The 15,630-nt window shown below is 70.9% G+C and carries 8 protein-coding genes; 3 read left to right on the forward strand and 5 right to left on the reverse strand.

Features of this window, described 5'->3' with window-relative positions; translation table 11 throughout:
- Nucleotides 1-71: 71 nt before the first annotated feature.
- Both ACFQVD_RS09975 and ACFQVD_RS09980 read right to left on the reverse strand, forming a co-directional pair.
- Complete coding sequence (locus ACFQVD_RS09975; protein ID WP_343974481.1) at nt 72-1,820, reverse strand: glycoside hydrolase family 2 protein; 1,749 nt, start codon at nt 1,818-1,820, stop codon at nt 72-74.
- A complete protein-coding gene (locus ACFQVD_RS09980; protein WP_343974484.1) occupies nt 1,817-3,106 on the reverse strand; it encodes an MFS transporter in 1,290 nt (429 codons plus the stop codon). Before ACFQVD_RS09980 ends, ACFQVD_RS09975 begins: the two co-directional genes overlap by 4 nt.
- A gap of 281 nt (nt 3,107-3,387) precedes the next feature.
- Here ACFQVD_RS09980 and ACFQVD_RS09985 point away from each other — a divergent pair, with 281 nt between their 5' ends.
- Complete coding sequence (locus ACFQVD_RS09985; protein WP_343974487.1) at nt 3,388-4,506, forward strand: alkaline phosphatase PhoX; 1,119 nt, start codon at nt 3,388-3,390, stop codon at nt 4,504-4,506.
- Nucleotides 4,507-4,597: 91 nt separating this feature from the next.
- Nucleotides 4,598-5,443 (forward strand): SGNH/GDSL hydrolase family protein, encoded by an 846-nt coding sequence (locus tag ACFQVD_RS09990; protein WP_343974490.1) that lies wholly within the window; start codon nt 4,598-4,600, stop codon nt 5,441-5,443.
- On the opposite strand, the gene ACFQVD_RS09995 is transcribed toward ACFQVD_RS09990, so the two are convergent.
- Nucleotides 5,430-6,617 carry a PucR family transcriptional regulator gene (locus tag ACFQVD_RS09995; RefSeq protein WP_343974493.1) on the reverse strand — a complete coding sequence of 396 codons (1,188 nt, stop codon included), beginning with the start codon at nt 6,615-6,617 and terminating at the stop codon, nt 5,430-5,432. The genes ACFQVD_RS09990 and ACFQVD_RS09995 overlap by 14 nt on opposite strands.
- A gap of 569 nt (nt 6,618-7,186) precedes the next feature.
- Between ACFQVD_RS09995 and ACFQVD_RS10000 the strand changes: the two genes are divergently transcribed.
- Nucleotides 7,187-12,652 carry an ATP-binding protein gene (locus ACFQVD_RS10000; protein ID WP_386270906.1) on the forward strand — a complete coding sequence of 1,822 codons (5,466 nt, stop codon included), beginning with the start codon at nt 7,187-7,189 and terminating at the stop codon, nt 12,650-12,652.
- Between the two features lie 226 nt (nt 12,653-12,878).
- Here the strand turns inward: ACFQVD_RS10000 and ACFQVD_RS10005 are convergent, their stop codons facing one another.
- Nucleotides 12,879-14,084 (reverse strand): Cmx/CmrA family chloramphenicol efflux MFS transporter, encoded by a 1,206-nt coding sequence (locus ACFQVD_RS10005; RefSeq protein ID WP_343979386.1) that lies wholly within the window; start codon nt 14,082-14,084, stop codon nt 12,879-12,881.
- A 546-nt stretch (nt 14,085-14,630) separates the two neighbouring features.
- A complete protein-coding gene (locus ACFQVD_RS10010; RefSeq protein WP_343979383.1) occupies nt 14,631-15,581 on the reverse strand; it encodes a GlxA family transcriptional regulator in 951 nt (316 codons plus the stop codon).
- Nucleotides 15,582-15,630: the final 49 nt, after the last annotated feature.

The raw sequence follows: 15,630 nt of genomic DNA on the forward strand, positions 1-15,630 counted from the left end.
GAGGGGACGGGCCCGGCGGGGGCTTCCGCCCGATGGGACCGGCCGGGGCGGCCGTCCGGTTCCGGCGGGGTTCAGCCCAGCCGGAGCCTCCCGTTGACGGTCCGCACCAGTTCGGCGGGGAGTTTGAGCACCTCGCGGTCGTAGGTGAGCAGGCCGTTCAGCTCGTCCTCGACGTCGGAGAGCTGGGTGTAGACGGTCGCGCTCAGGCCGCGTGGCACGGCGGGCACGATCTGCCGGTAGTGCAGCCGGGCGAACGCCCCGCCGAGCTGCGCCGCCGTACCGCATCTGCGGTAGCCGAACTCGCGGTCGTTGAAGGTGTGGCCCTCGACGCGTAGCGAGTAACCGCCGTACTCCGACAGCACCAGCGCCCGCCCGTCGCGCCCGGCCGGCGGGCGGAAACGGCGGAAGTACACGTGCAGGCTCCGCAGGTCGCCCGCGCCCTGGTCGTGCCACCCGCTCGCGTGGTCGACCGTCCGGGTGGGGTCGAGCTCGGCGAGCTCCCTGGCTGCGCCCGCCGCGTCGAACTGGCCCCAGCCCTCGTTGAACGGCACCCACACGGCCAGGCTCACCACGTTGCGCAGCAGCTCGACGGTCTCCCGCAACTCGGCTGCGAACCGCTCGCGGCCCTCGGCGTCGCCGCGCCCGAACCACCGGTGGCGACGGTCGTCGAGGCGCAGCGGTGTCAGCACCGGCGCGGTGATCACCAGCGGGTGATAGTGGCCGCCGCCGTTCACCATGTCCTGCCAGACGAGCATGCCGAGCCGGTCGCAGTGGTGGTACCAGCGCATCGGTTCGATCTTGATGTGCTTGCGCAGCATGTTGAAACCGAGCCGCTTCATGGTCTCGATGTCGCAGACCATGGCCTCGTCGGAGGGCGGCGTGTACAGGCCGTCGGGCCAGTAGCCCTGGTCCAGGACTCCGGCGTGGAAGTAGGGTCGTCCGTTGAGCAGCAGCCTGGGCACACCGTCCGCGTCGCACCCGACACCGAAGGAGCGCACGCCGACGTAGCCGCGTACGCTGTCGGCCCCGAGACGCACCGACACGTCGTACAGGTACGGGTCCTCGGGACTCCACGGGCGGACGTCCGGGATCGGGATCCGCACCGGCACGCCCGCGTCCGCCTCGGCGGACGCGACCACCTCGCCGTCGGCGAGGATCTCGACGGCGGCCCGTCCTGAGGCGGCGTGCACCGTCACCTCGACGCACGAGGCGTCCAGGTGCGGGACGAGCGTGAGCCGCTCCACGTGTACGGCGGGCACGCACTCGGCCCACACGGTCTGCCAGATGCCCGACTGGGCGGTGTACCAGATGCCGCCCCGGCGCAGCTTCTGCTTGCCGCGCGAGTGGTGCCCGGTGTCGGAGTCGTCCCGCACGGCCACGACCAGCGTGTTGGGGCCCTCGCGCAGGGCGTCGGTGATGTCGCAGGCGAACGGCAGGTAGCCGCCGGTGTGCGCGCCCACCTCGACCCCGTTGAGCAGCACCCGGCAGGTCTGGTCGACCGCGCCGAAGTGCAGCAGCACCCGCCCGCCCGGGACGGCGAAGTGGTCGGGCAGGATGAGCGCGCGCCGGTACCACAGCGTCTGCCCGGGCAGGAGCTGCCGCCCGACGCCGGACAGCGGAGCCTCGGGGGAGAACGGTACGACGATGTCGCCGTCGTAGCCGTCGTAGTCGTCGCGGGCCTCGGGTTCGGCCGGGGAGACGGCGTACCGCCAGCGGCCGTTGAGGTTGAGGTAGCTGTCGCGGACGAGCTGCGGCCTGGGGTACTCCGGCAGCACGGCCTCGGGGTCGAGGGCCGCGCCCCAGCGGGTCAGCAGGGTCATGCGGTCCCCCTGCGGCGCAGCGCCAGCACCGGTACGGCCATGAACGCCACCACGGCCGTGGCGGCCAGGAAGATGGCCGGTGAGGGGACTTGTTTGAGCACCCCGAGCTCCTCGTAGTAGACGTCGGCCCCCTCGATCACGGCGGCGCCCAGGAAGGGGCCGACGATCATGGGGATGAGAATCGCGAAGACCATCCGCAGTCCCTGGACGTGACCGGCGCGGTCCGGCGGCGAGTGGTCGCGGACGATCGCCGCGATGGGCGCGAGCACCAGCATGAACCCGGACATCATGACGAGCCCGGCGGCGATCACCGGGATCATCCCGGCCGCGACGGACATCAGCAGCAGGCCCGTGCCGTACACGGCGATGGCGGGCGGCAGGAAGCGTACCTTGCCCACCCGGTCGATGAGCGGCCCGCAGGCGACGCTGATCACCGAGGAGCCGGTCAGCACCACGGCCAGGACGATCGCGTACCCCTCGATGTTCAGGTATCGCTGCAGGTAGATGATCAGGTAGGGCAGGAAGACCTGGGTGGAGACCCCCCAGATCGTCCACGCGGCCAGGGCCAGGTAGAGGACGGGGTTGGCCCGTATCGTACTCGGCCGCAGCCCGTGTACGAGTGAGGCCAGGTAGGCGCCCTCCTGGCGCACCGGGTCCGGGCGGTCGCGCACGAGCACCCAGGAGACGGCTCCGACCACGACGATGATCGCCCCGATGAGCACGAAGAACAGCCGCCACTCCCCCGCGCGGGTCAGCGAGTCGAACCCGCCGAAGACGGCAAGCATCGACACCAGCGGCATGATCGCCAGCACCGACTCCACCCGGCCCCGGTTCGCCGGGCGGGTCACGTCGGTCACCCACGCCTGGAAGGCCGCGTCGTTCGCCCCGGCGCCGAGGAACGACATCACGCAGTCCAGCGCGATGACCGCGGCCACCGTGGCCGCGACGGCCCCGGCCGCCGGGGCGACGGCCGCGACCGCGTCGACGGTGACGAAGCCGAAGGCCGCCGTGGCCAACCCCCACAGCACGTATCCGGCGGCGATGAAGGAGCGGCGGCGCCCCACCCGGTCGGAGAGCGCGCCGACCAGCAGGGTGGCCACCGTCGCGGTCACCGCGCTGGCGGCGACCATGGTGGCGATGGCGCCGGGATCGTCGCTCACGGTGTCGTAGAGGAACACGTTCAGGTACATGTTCTCGACGGTCCATGCCACCTGCCCGGCGAAGCCGAGCACGATCAGAGCCGCCCACGAACGTCCGCCCAGCCTGGCGGTGATCTCTGTGGTCACGGCGAGAGACTACAGGGGGTTTTGTCGCTATTTGGGACAGATTCCGCGTCCATTGATGCCGCGAAAACGCAATCCCGCCTTGCCGCACGGGAAAGCCGGCGAAGAGCGTGGCAGGGCCGCGCACCGGCGGCGACCGGGCCAGGAGCCCGATCCACGCGCCCGGCTGACTGTGACGTGTCACAAGGTTTGACCGTTCAGGTTTACCGCCCCCTCCAATTCCCAGAAGAGCGCTGCCAGCCCATGGTTTGTGGGAGACCTGTAGGCGATCACCGGAGTCCCCCATGCAGCGTCGCACCTTCATCGTGTCCCTCTCGGCCGTCGCCCTGTCCGGCACCCTGTGGCAGAACGCCGCGCTCGCCTCCTCGGTGGTCGCGGGCGAGAGCCCGTACGGTCCGCTCGGCGAGCCCGACGGCAACGGCGTCGCGCTGCCGGCCGGGTTCGGCAGCAGGGTGGTGGCCAGGTCGGGCCACCTCGTCGGCGGCACCCTCTGGCATCCGGCCCCGGACGGCGGCGCCTGCTTCGCCGACGGCACCGGCTGGATCTACGTGTCCAACTCGGAGGTTCCGCTGGTCGGAGGCGCTTCGGCGATCAAGTTCAGGGCCGACGGTTCGATCGAGCGGGCCTACCGGATCCTGTCGGGCACCAACCTCAACTGCGCGGGCGGGGGCACGCCGTGGAACACCTGGCTGTCCTGTGAGGAGATCTTCCGCGGCAGGGTCTACGAGACCGATCCTTACGGCGTGCGCGGTGCCCAGCAGCGCCCGGCGATGGGCAGGTTCAAACACGAGGCCGCCGCCTGCGACCCCGATCACCGGGTCGTCTATCTGACCGAGGACGAGGACGACGGCTGTTTCTACCGCTTCGTTCCCAACGTCTGGGGCGAGCTGTCCAGCGGCCGTCTCGAGGTCTTCTGCACCGACGACCTCTGGCGGCCGGTACCCGATCCGACACCCGGCGTCCTGCAGAGGCAGACCAGGCATCAGGTGGGCGCCGCCAGGCACTTCGACGGCGGCGAGGGCTGCCACTACGCGGACGGCGTCTGCTACTTCACCGCCAAGGGCGACCGCACGGTGTGGGCCTACGACACCGGCCGCCAGACGATAACCGCGATCTATGACAGCACCGGCACGCTCACCGGCATCGACAACATCACCGGCACCCGGGGCGGTGACCTCTACGTCGCCGAGGACGGCGGCAACATGGAGATCAACATCATCACCACGGACCGGGTGGTCGCGCCGATCGTACGGCTCGACGGCCAGGGCGAATCCGAGATCACCGGCCCCGCCTTCTCCCCCGACGGCACCCGCCTGTACTTCTCCTCCCAACGCGGCACCAGCGGCGAACGGGCGGGAACGGGCGGCATCACCTACGAGATCACCGGCCCCTTCCGTCGCTGATCCTCAAAACCATGTTCCTCACCGTGGCGGCAGCCGGGTTCCCGCTCAGATCTCGCACGACAGAGCCGATGCCCTTCGAAAGGAGTTCAGCATGATCCGATCAGTGATCGCCGCGATCGTCCTGGTGGTCGCCGTCACCCCCGCCGCCCGCGCCTCGGCCGGTGAGGTGTACGTGGCCCTGGGGGACTCGGCCGCCTCAGGGCCGTTGGTACCCAACCAGGTGATACCCGACCTCGGGTGCTGGCGCTCCGACCGTAACTACGCCCACCTCACCGCGCAGGCCATCGGGGCCGCCACGTTCCGCGACGTCACCTGCTCGGGTGCCAAGACCAAGGACATGTACACCGCGCAGGGCACCGACCTCGGCTCGGTGCCGCCGCAGCTGAACGCGCTCAGCCAGGACACCACGCTGGTCACCGTGCAGATCGGCGCCAACGACGTGGGCCTGACCGGGTTCATCGAGGACTGCCTGAACCTGCTGCCGCCGCCCGTCGGCGACGCCTGCAACGACGACTACATCGAGAACGGGCAGGACACCTGGCGGGTCAAGACCGACGCACTGCGGCCGAAGCTGACCGCTTTGGTCTCCGACATCCGGGCCCGCTCACCGCAGGCCAGGATCTTCGTGGTGGGCTACGGGACCTACGCCCCGCCCAACGGCTGCTACCCCCGGGTGCCGATCATCAAGCAGGACGCCAACTACATCCGCGCCACCCTGCAGTACTTCAACCAGGCGGTGGCGGAGCAGGCGGCGGCAGCGGGTGTCGCCTTCATCGACCTGCAGACACCGAGCAAGGGCCACGACCCGTGCACCTCGGCGGGAACGCGGTGGATCGAGCCCTACGTCCCCGCCTCGCCGGCCGCGCCTTTCCACCCCAACGCGCGTGGCATGCGCGGCTTCGCGGACGCGGTGATCGCCGCCGTCAACGGGGCGTGAGCCTCCTGGCCGCCAGCGCGGCTCCGATCTGCTGGAGCTGCGCCGGCTTGGCCGGGTCGAGCCCGGTCAGGCTCACCGCCCGCCGCAACCGGTAGTCGACGGTGTTCGGGTGAACGTGCAACAGCTCGGCCGTGCGGCGGCGGTCGAGCCCGGTCTCCAGATAGACCTTGAGCGTCCGCAGCAGGTCGGGGTTGTTCAGCAGCGGGTCGAGCAGGCCCGCGAGCCTGGAGGTGGCCCGGCTCGGCCGGGTGAGCTGGTACTCCAGCAGTACGTCGGTCAGCCGGTAGGCGCCCGGCGGGTGCCCGAAGATCCGCGCCACCTCCAGCACCTCCTCGGCCACTCCCGCGGCGGCCGGGACCTCGGCGGGCGTCGCCTGCTCGGCCGCCGCCCAGATCGGCACCCCCGCCGCCCTGGACATCGCCTCGACGACCTCGGTCACCATCGGCACCTCGTCGCCGTACGGGAGCAGCACGAGCCCGCCCGTCGCATCGAGCACGGACAGAACCTGCTCGGTGGCGTGACACTGCACGGCGGCCCTGATCCTGGCCAGCTTGCGCCGCCCGGCGATCGATCTACCGGGCTCGTCCTGCTTCTCATCGGGGTGTTCCCCCACCGTGATCGCCATGACCAGGTAGCCGGGTGCCAGCCGTATCGCGGCCAGGGCCGTGTGATCGCCGCCGAGCAACGCGGAGGCCGCGGCGTGCATGGCGTGCTGCTCCCGGCAGAGCATGCCCTCTCGCTCCTGCAGGTAGGCGGCGCACACCGCGGAGGTCACCGCCTCGGTGTAGATGAGGACGAGGCGGTTCAGGTCGATCACCGCGGCGAAGTCGGCCGGCGTGGCGGTGGCGATCAGGCGGTCCCAGATCCAGCGGGTGCCCAGGTGGTAGGCGGCCAGCAGAGCCTCGAGCGGTACCCGTTCCTGGGCGCGGCGCGCGGCGGAGGCACGTAGCGGGGCCAGTTCGGCGGAGGCGGGCGGGCGCCTGTGGCGGAACATCTCGCAGATCATCCGCAGGTTGTGCTCGGTGATCCTGGTGATGTCGCCGTCGAGCTCCTCCCTGGGCAGCCTCCGGTAGATGGGGATCTCTTCCACGAAGACACGCACAAGCTGCCTGGCCAGGCTGGTCGCCTGGCGTTCCAGCAGCTCGTGCACGGGACATCCAGCCAGGATGAGCACGTCTGACACTGTCTCACACCAGGTTGTGATATCTCATCATTGCTCCGAAGTGGGAAGTACTCGGCGACATCCCGGCCGACGTCGAGGTGCACTCCTGGGCACCTCGGCCGACGGTTCCGGAACAGGCCGACGCGTTCGTCACCCATGCGGGAATGGGCGGTGAGGCGCTGCGTTTCAGAGAAGATGTTCTCCGAGGAGTAACTGGAGCAGCAGACCGAGCAGGCGGGGGCCATCGGCCTCGCCGGCGCCGGGCGGGTGAGCCGGGAGAAGACAGATCCGAGCCGGGGGTGGAAGAATGACTCGCTGCTCAGCCGGCATGCACTGGCATCCGCATCGAGCCCGCTTCGCGTCACAGTCGAAATTCGGCAAAGCATGCCGTTACTCCGTTCGCGCACGCCTTGGTCAGGCGTGGGCGGCCGACGGCTTTTGGTCGTTTTCCACAACTGGAGCCGCGTAGTGTGCGTTGTCTGCGACATGGCGCTGCCAGTTGGTAGACGGAAGGGTGAACACTGCTGGGGGCCGCCGTGTCACGGCGCGCACATCGTTGATCTACAGGAGGGCTCGGTCGGGTGTTCAGTCGTGTCGCCATCGTCAATCGTGGTGAGGCCGCCATGCGGCTCATCCATGCCGTACGGGACATCGCCGCGGAGAGCGGGACACGGGTCGAGACCGTCGCCCTGCACACCGACGTCGACCGCACGGCCACCTTCGTCCGCGAAGCGGACCTGTCCTACGACCTCGGTCCCGCGTCCGCGCGCCCGTACCTCGACCTGAAGGTGCTGGAGCGCGCGTTGGTGGAGACCGGGGCCGACGCCGCGTGGGTGGGCTGGGGCTTCGTCGCAGAGGACCCGGCGTTCGCGGAGCTGTGCGAGAGGATCGGAGTCACCTTCGTCGGACCGAGCGCGGAGGCCATGCGCAAGCTCGGCGACAAGATCGGCGCGAAGCTGATCGCCGAGGAGGTCGGCGTGCCGGTCGCACCGTGGAGCCGCGGCGCGGTCGAGAGCCTGGACGCCGCCCTGGCGGCGGCGGCCGAGATCGGCTACCCGCTGATGCTGAAGGCGACCGCGGGCGGCGGCGGGCGCGGCATCCGCGTGATCACGAACGAGGCCGAGCTCGCCGACGCCTACGAGCGCACCAGCCAGGAGGCCGCGCGGGCGTTCGGCAGCGGCATCGTGTTCCTGGAGCGCCTGGTCACCGGTGCCCGGCACGTCGAGGTCCAGGTGATCGCTGACGGCGAGGGCACCGCGTGGGCGCTCGGCGTCCGCGACTGCTCGGTGCAGCGGCGCAACCAGAAGGTCATCGAGGAGTCTGCGTCGCCGGTGCTCAGCCCCGCGCAGACGGCCGAGCTCAAGGCGTCGGCCGAAAGGCTGGCCGTCGCGGTCGGCTACCGCGGCGCGGCGACCGTCGAGTTCCTCTACCACCCCGGCGACAAGATGTTCGCGTTCCTCGAGGTCAACACCCGTCTGCAGGTCGAGCACCCGATCACCGAGTCCACCACCGGGTTCGACCTGGTCAGGGCGCAACTGCGGGTGGCATCCGGCGGCAGGCTCGAAGGCGAGCCGCCGGTGGAGCGCGGGCACGCCGTCGAGGCCCGGCTCAACGCCGAAGACCCCGACCGCGACTTCGCGCCCGCACCGGGCCGCATCGCACGGCTGGACCTGCCCGCCGGGCCGGGCATCCGCGTGGACACCGGCGTCAGCGAGGGCGACACCATCCCCGCCGACTTCGACTCGATGATCGCGAAGATCATCGCCTACGGCCGCGACCGCGACGAGGCGCTCGGCCGGCTGCGCCGGGCGATGGCGCAGACCACGGTGATCATCGAGGGCGGCGCGACGAACAAGAGCTTCGTGCTCGACCTGCTCGACCAGCCCGAGGTGATCGACGCCAGTGCGGACACCGGCTGGATCGACCGCGTCCGCGGCGAGGGCAGGCTCGTCTCGCACCGGCACTCCGCCGTCGCGCTGGCGGCCGCCGCCATCGAGGCGTACGAGGAGGAGGAGCGCGTCGAACGGCAGCGGCTGCTGTCGACGGCGTTCGGCGGACGCCCGCAGGTGCAGCACGAGAGCGGCCGGCCACTGGACCTCAAACTTCGTGGCGTCGGCTACCGCGTGCGTGTCGCGCGGGTCGGCGCGCATCGGTTCCGCGTCGGTGTCGAAGCGGGTGGCGACGTCCGCACCGCCGACGTCGAACTCGACCGCTTCGACCGGCACACCGGGCGGATCGTCGTCAACGGCACCCGGTACCGCCTGCTCACCGACACGCACGGGCCGATCCACCTGGTCGAGGTGGACGGCGTGACGCACCGGGTCAGCCGCGACGAGGGCGGCGTCGTCCGCTCGCCCGCGCCCGCGCTGGTCGTCGCCACGCCGCTGAAGGTCGGCGCCGAGGTCGAGGCGGGCGCACCGGTGCTGGTGCTGGAGAGCATGAAGATGGAGACGGTGCTGCGGGCGCCGTTCAAGGCGCGCCTGAAGGAATGCGTCGTGTCCGTGGGCAGCCAGGTGGAGACCGGTGCACCGCTACTGTGGCTGGAGCCGCTCGCCGACGACGACGCCGAAGCCGAGAACACCTCGGCCACCGGCTCCGTCGAGCTGGACCTGCCCGCCACACCCGGGAGGATCCCGGTGCGGGAGCGCACCACACGCGGCCAGGAGGACCTGCGCAGCCTGCTGCTGGGCTTCGACGTCGACCCGCACGACGAACGCCGGGTGCTCGACGACTACCTCGCCGCGCGCCGGGCGGCCATCGAGGACGGCCACCGGCCACTGGCCGAGGAGCTCGAACTCATCGACGTGTTCGCCGACCTCGCCGAGCTGAGCCGTAACCGGCCGGCGGGCGAGGACGGCGGCGGTGACGGCCACGTGTACAGCGCCCGCGAGTACTTCCACACCTACCTGCAGAGCCTCGACGTCGAGCGGGCCAGGCTGCCGGAGGCGTTCCAGGCCAAGCTCGCCAAGGCGCTCGGGCATTACGGTGTCACCGAGCTGGAGCGCTCCCCCGAGCTCGAAGCCGCGGTGTTCCGGATCTTCCTCGCCCAGCAGCGCGTGTCAGCCGACGCCACGGTCGTCGCGACGCTGCTGCGCGCGTGGCTGCGGGAGCCGCCGCCGGACGAGACGCTGCGCGAGCCCGCCGGTCTCGCGCTGGAGCGGCTGGTCGCCGCGACACAGGTCCGCTTCCCGGTGGTCTCCGACCTCGCGCGCGGCGTGGTGTTCGCCTGGTTCGCCCAGCCGCTGCTGCGCCGCAACCGCGCCCGTGTCTATGCGAACGTCCGCAAGCACCTGCGCCACCTGGACGCGTACCCGGACGCGCCGGACCGCGCGACGCGCATCGCCGAGATGGTGCGCAGCACCGAGCCGCTGGTGCGGCTGCTCGGCCAGCGGCTTGTCCGCGACGACCTGGACAACGCGATCATGCTGGAGGTACTGACCCGGCGGTACTACGGCAACAAGGGTCTCACCGGCGTCCGCACCGGCGAGGTCGCGGGTTGCACGTTCGTGGTCGCCGAGCGCGCGGGCTCGTGCGTGGTCTCCTCCGCGGTGAGCTTCGAAGCGCTGGGCGGCGCGCTGCGCGGGCTCGCCGAGCTGGCGGGCGACGAGAACGCCATCGACGCCGACATCTATCTCGCCTGGGAGAACCAGCCGGAGGACTCCGACGCGATGGCCGCCGCGCTGCACGAGGTCGTCAGCGCGCACCCGCTGCCGGACCAGGTCCGCAGGCTCACCACCACCGTCGCGGGCAGCGGCGGCGCGGTGATGCACCACCACTTCACGTTCCGCCCGTCGACCACCGGGATGGCCGAGGAGCGGCTGATCCGTGGCCTGCATCCGTACATCGCGCAGCGGATGCAGCTGGAGCGGCTGAGCAAGTTCGACCTCACCCGGCTGTCGTCGTCGGACGAGGAGGTCTACCTCTTCCAGTGCGTGGCGCGGGAGAACCCGTCGGACGACCGCCTCGTCGCGTTCGCCCAGGTGCGTGACCTGACCGAGCTGCGCGAGCACGACGGCAGGCTGGTCGCACTGCCGACGGCCGAGGACACCGTCGCCACCTGCCTCGACTCGATCCGCCGCGCGCAGTCCCGGCGACCGTCGAAGAAACGCTTCAACACCAACCGGATCGTGCTCTACATCTGGCCGCCGAGCGACATCACCCGCGCGGAGCTGGAGATGATCGCCGGACGCGTGCTGCCGACGACCGCGGGCGCCGGGCTGGAGGAGATCCTGTTCATCGCGCGGCAGCGCGACCGGAAGACCGGCGAGCTGACCAAGATCGCCGTGCGCATCTCCTTCGACGCCACCGGCGGCACCGAACTGACCGTCGGCGAGCCGTCGGACGAGCTGGTCGAGCCGCTCGACGACTACCGGCAGAAGGTGCTGCGCGCGAGCAGCCGCAACACGGTGTACCCGTACGAGCTGACCGGCCTGCTCGGCGACTTCGTCGAACACGACCTCGACGACGACCAGGCGCTGGTGCCGGTCGACCGGCCGAAGGGGCGTAACACCGCGGCGATCGTCGCGGGCGTGGTCACCACGCCGACCCGGCGGCATCCGCAGGGCCTCACCAGGGTCGTGCTGCTCGGCGACCCGACCAAGTCGCTCGGCGCGCTGTCGGAGCCGGAGTGCCGCCGCGTGGTCGCCGCGCTGGACCTGGCCGAGCGGATGCGGGTGCCGCTGGAGTGGTACGCGCTGTCCTCCGGTGCCCGGATCTCCATGGAGTCGGGCACGGAGAACATGGACTGGGTGGCCGCGGCGCTCAAGCGGATCGTCGAGTTCACCCAGGACGGCGGCGAGATCAACATCGTGGTCGCGGGCATCAACGTCGGCGCGCAGCCGTACTGGAACGCCGAGGCCACGATGCTCATGCACACCAAGGGCATCCTGGTGATGACGCCGGACTCGGCGATGGTGCTCACCGGCAAGCAGTCGCTCGACTTCTCCGGTGGCGTGTCGGCCGAGGACAACTTCGGCATCGGCGGCTACGACCGGGTGATGGGCCCGAACGGGCAGGCGCACTACTGGGCGCCGAACCTGGCCGCCGCGCGGGACGTGCTGATGTCGCACTACGACCACACGTACGTCGCACCCGGCGAGGAGACGCCGCGGCGGGCCAAGACGACCGACCCCGTCGACCGTGACATCTCCGACTTCCCGCATGTCCTGGTCGACAGCGACTTCACCACCGTCGGCGAGATCTTCTCCGCCGAGGCCAACCCGGACCGCAAGAAGCCGTTCGACATCCGGACCGTGATGCGGGCGCTCTCCGACCAGGACCACCCGGTGCTGGAACGCTGGGCGGGCATGGCCGACGCGGAGACCGCAGCGGTGCAGGACGTGCATCTGGGCGGCATGCCGGTCTGCCTGCTCGGCATCGAGTCACGGGCGGTACCGCGGCGCGGCTTCCCGCCCACCGACGGCCCGGACACCTACACCGCGGGCACGCTGTTCCCCCAGTCGTCGAAGAAGGCCGCGCGGGCGATCAACGCGGCCAGCGGCAACCGGCCGCTGGTGGTGCTGGCCAACCTGTCGGGCTTCGACGGCTCGCCGGAGTCGATGCGGAAGCTGCAGCTGGAGTACGGCGCCGAGATCGGCCGCGCGATCGTGAACTTCCGCGGGCCCATCGTGTTCTGCGTGATCTCGCGGTACCACGGCGGCGCGTTCGTGGTGTTCTCGAAGGCGCTGAACCCGAACATGACCGTGCTCGCGCTGGAAGGCTCGTTCGCCTCGGTGCTCGGCGGTGCCCCCGCCGCCGCGGTGGTGTTCTCCGGCGACGTCAACGCCCGCACCGCGGCCGACCCGCGCGTACGGGACCTGGAGACCCGCGTCACGGCCGCCTCCGGCGCCGACCGCGCCGCGTTGACCGCGGAGCTCGACGAGCTCCGCTCGTCGGTCCGTGCGGAGAAGCTCGGCGAGGTCGCCACGGAGTTCGACCGCGTGCACGACATCCGGCGCGCGGTCGAGGTGGGCTCCGTCGACGCCGTCATCCGCGCCGCGGAACTGCGCCCACGGATCATCGAGGCCATCGAGTCCCGCCTGCGTTGACAGGAGGCACCTGGTCGAGGACCTCACCGTGGCTTCTCAAGCCGGCCCGCACCGGTGCGGACGCGTTCTGCGCCTCGCGAACGGCGGACGGCTGTAGACCCACGACCTCGACGTCTTCCAAGCGACCCGCGCCGTGATCGACCGACACGGCGCGGGTCCCTGTCCCGCCGACGCACTCGCCACCATCGCCGGCGTCACCGCCGAGGACGCGCGCCGGGTGGTGCGGTCACACCGTGGTGCGGGACGCCGACGTCTCCTCACCCGGTGTGCCCCGCAGGCGCCGTGTCACCTGGGCGAGGCCCGCTGCGACGAGCGCCGCCGCCACCAGCAGGGCACTGACCCACAGCGGCGAGCGGTAGCCGAGTCCGGCGGCGATGGTGAGGCCGCCGACGGCGGGTCCGACGGCCGCACCCACGTTGAGGGCCGCGGTCGCGAAGGAGCCGCCGAGCGAGGGTGCCTGCGTCGCCGCGTACAGCACCTGGGCGATCAAGGTCGAACCGACGGCGAACGAGAGGGCCCCCTGGACGAAGACGAGCAGGAAGACGGCGGTCGGACTGCCGGCCACGGCGGTGAAGAGCGCCCACCCGGCGAGCAGGGCGATCCCACCCGGAATCAGGACCCGCATCGGCCGCGTGTCCGACAGGCGACCGCCGATGGTCACACCGGCGAACGATCCGAGACCGAACAGCGCCAGCACCGCCGGCACCCAGCGCTCGGAGAATCCGCTGACGTTGACGACCAGCGGGGTCAGATAGGTGAAGGTGCAGAAGGTCGCGGCGTTCACCAGCGCGGCCAGCAGCAGCACGACCAGTAGTCGTGGGCCGCGCAGCGCCCGCAGTTCGCGCCGAGCACGGGGACGGGCCTCGTCCAGGTCGCCGGTCGCCTGAACCGTGTCGGGCACCGAGCGCAGCACGGCGAAGACGGCCGGCAGGGAGATCAGGGCGACGGCCCAGAACGCCGCACGCCAGCCGAACGCCTGGCCGAGCACGGCACCGGCGGGCACACCGGCGACGCACGCGAGCGTGATACCCCCCAGCAGGATGGAGGTCGCCCGCCCCTTGGCGTTCGGCGCGACCATAGCGGTCGCCGCCGCGAGCCCCACAGCCAGGAAACCGGCGTTGGCCAGCGCCCCGAGGACCCGGGTCACCAGGAGCACGGAGAAGGTGGTGGTGACCGCGCCGACGACATGCACGAGCATGAACGCGACCAGGAAGACGAGCAGCGCCCGCCGACGCGGCCAGCGCAGACTGAGGACCGCCATCAGCGGAGCGCCGACGATCATTCCTGCGGCGAAGGCCGACGTCAGCGCGCCGGCGGCCGAGACGGACACATTCAGTTCATCGGCGATGTCCGGAACCAGCCCGGACAACATGAACTCGGACGTTCCCTGGGCGAATACCGCCAGTCCGAGGATGTAAATGGCAAAGGGCATGAGCAGAGAACTCCACAGCCACGTCGAAAGGGATCACGAAGGACACGGGACACCACCGCGGCACTCCCGAATCGGCCGCACGAAGCGTGCGTTCATCTGGGGCACACGGGGGCCTACCGCGTGAAGGAGACCCGGCCTGGCGTCACCAGCGGTACGACGAAGGTGACGGAACTACCGGGAAGAATCAGTCCGTACGACGGTGATCCGGCGGCGAGGGTGACGAAAGAACACGCGGCCTCAGCGATGGCGCTGCCGCGTGACACCACAGGAAGCCACCGAAGAACCGGTGGCTAACGTCTTGACGCCTCGGGACCGGACATGGCCACATGATAGCGAAGAACCGTGGAACTCTTGAGGCCTCGTGTCGGGTGCCGACGGCCGCCGGGCGGGGATGGTGTTCCATCGCCCGGAGTCGGCGGGCCGGGCGCCGGTGTCTTGCCGGGGTGTGGGCGGCAGGAGTCGCGCGTCGAGTACACGGCGGGCACGCTCGTCACGAACTCGGCCGGTCCGGCCCCGAAAGCCCGTTCATGGCTCAGAGGCGGATTCTCAGGAGGCGTTCGTCCGGAAAGAGGAGCGGTAGGACTGCGGCGTGACGCCGACGACGCGCTTGAACCGCTCCCGGAACGCGGTGGCCGAACCGAAACCGGCCTGCGCGGCGATGCGTTCGACACCGTGGCCGGTGGTCTCCAGCAGGAACTGCGCGCGCCGTACGCGTGCTCGCAGCAGCCACTGCAGCGGGGTGGTGCCCGTCTGCTCGCGGAAGCGGCGGCTGAAAGTCCTCTCGCTCATCCCGCTGCGCGTGGCCATCTCCGCCAGCGTCACCTCCTGGGCGAGGTTGTGCTCGATCCACGACAGCACCGGCTCCAGCAGCGACCCCTGGGGTACCGGCGGCTGGGCGTGCGGGACGAACTGCGCCTGCCCGCCCTCCCGTTCCAACGGCGTCACCGACAGCCGGGCCGAGTCCGCGGCGACCGCCGAGCCGAAATCCCGCCGGATGATGTGCAGGCACAGGTCCAGGCCGGCGGCGGCCCCGGCCGAGGTCAGAATCTGGCCGTTGTCAACGTACAGAACATCCGGCTGCACATCCACCTGCGGGAACATCCGGGCCAGCCGACGAGCCGCCACCCAGTGCGTGGTCGCGCTCAGTCCGTCCAGCAGCCCGGTCGCGGCAAGGGTGAACGCCCCCACGCAGATGGAGGCGATCCGGGTGCCGGCGGCCGCGGCCGCGCGCAGGGCGTCGAGCACCTCCCGGGCCGGTGGGGTGGCCTGCTCGGAACATCCCGGTACGACGATCGTGTCCGCCTCCCGCAGCGCCTCCAGGCCGTGCGGGGCGATGAGCGTGAAGGCGTCGCCGGCCACCTGCGGCGTCGCGGCACAGACCAGGACCCGGTACGGCCGGCGCCCGTCCGCCAGCCGGGCACGCCCGAACACCTCGATCGGCGTCGCCATGTCGGCCGCCACCACATGGTCCAGAGCCAGGACCGCCACCGTGTGCATGAGGACACGGTAGGCGAGAATTCGCCGACCACAAACAGGCAGGTGAAGC

This window comes from Streptosporangium amethystogenes subsp. fukuiense (assembly GCF_042665875.1).
Taxonomy (GTDB): domain Bacteria; phylum Actinomycetota; class Actinomycetes; order Streptosporangiales; family Streptosporangiaceae; genus Streptosporangium; species Streptosporangium fukuiense.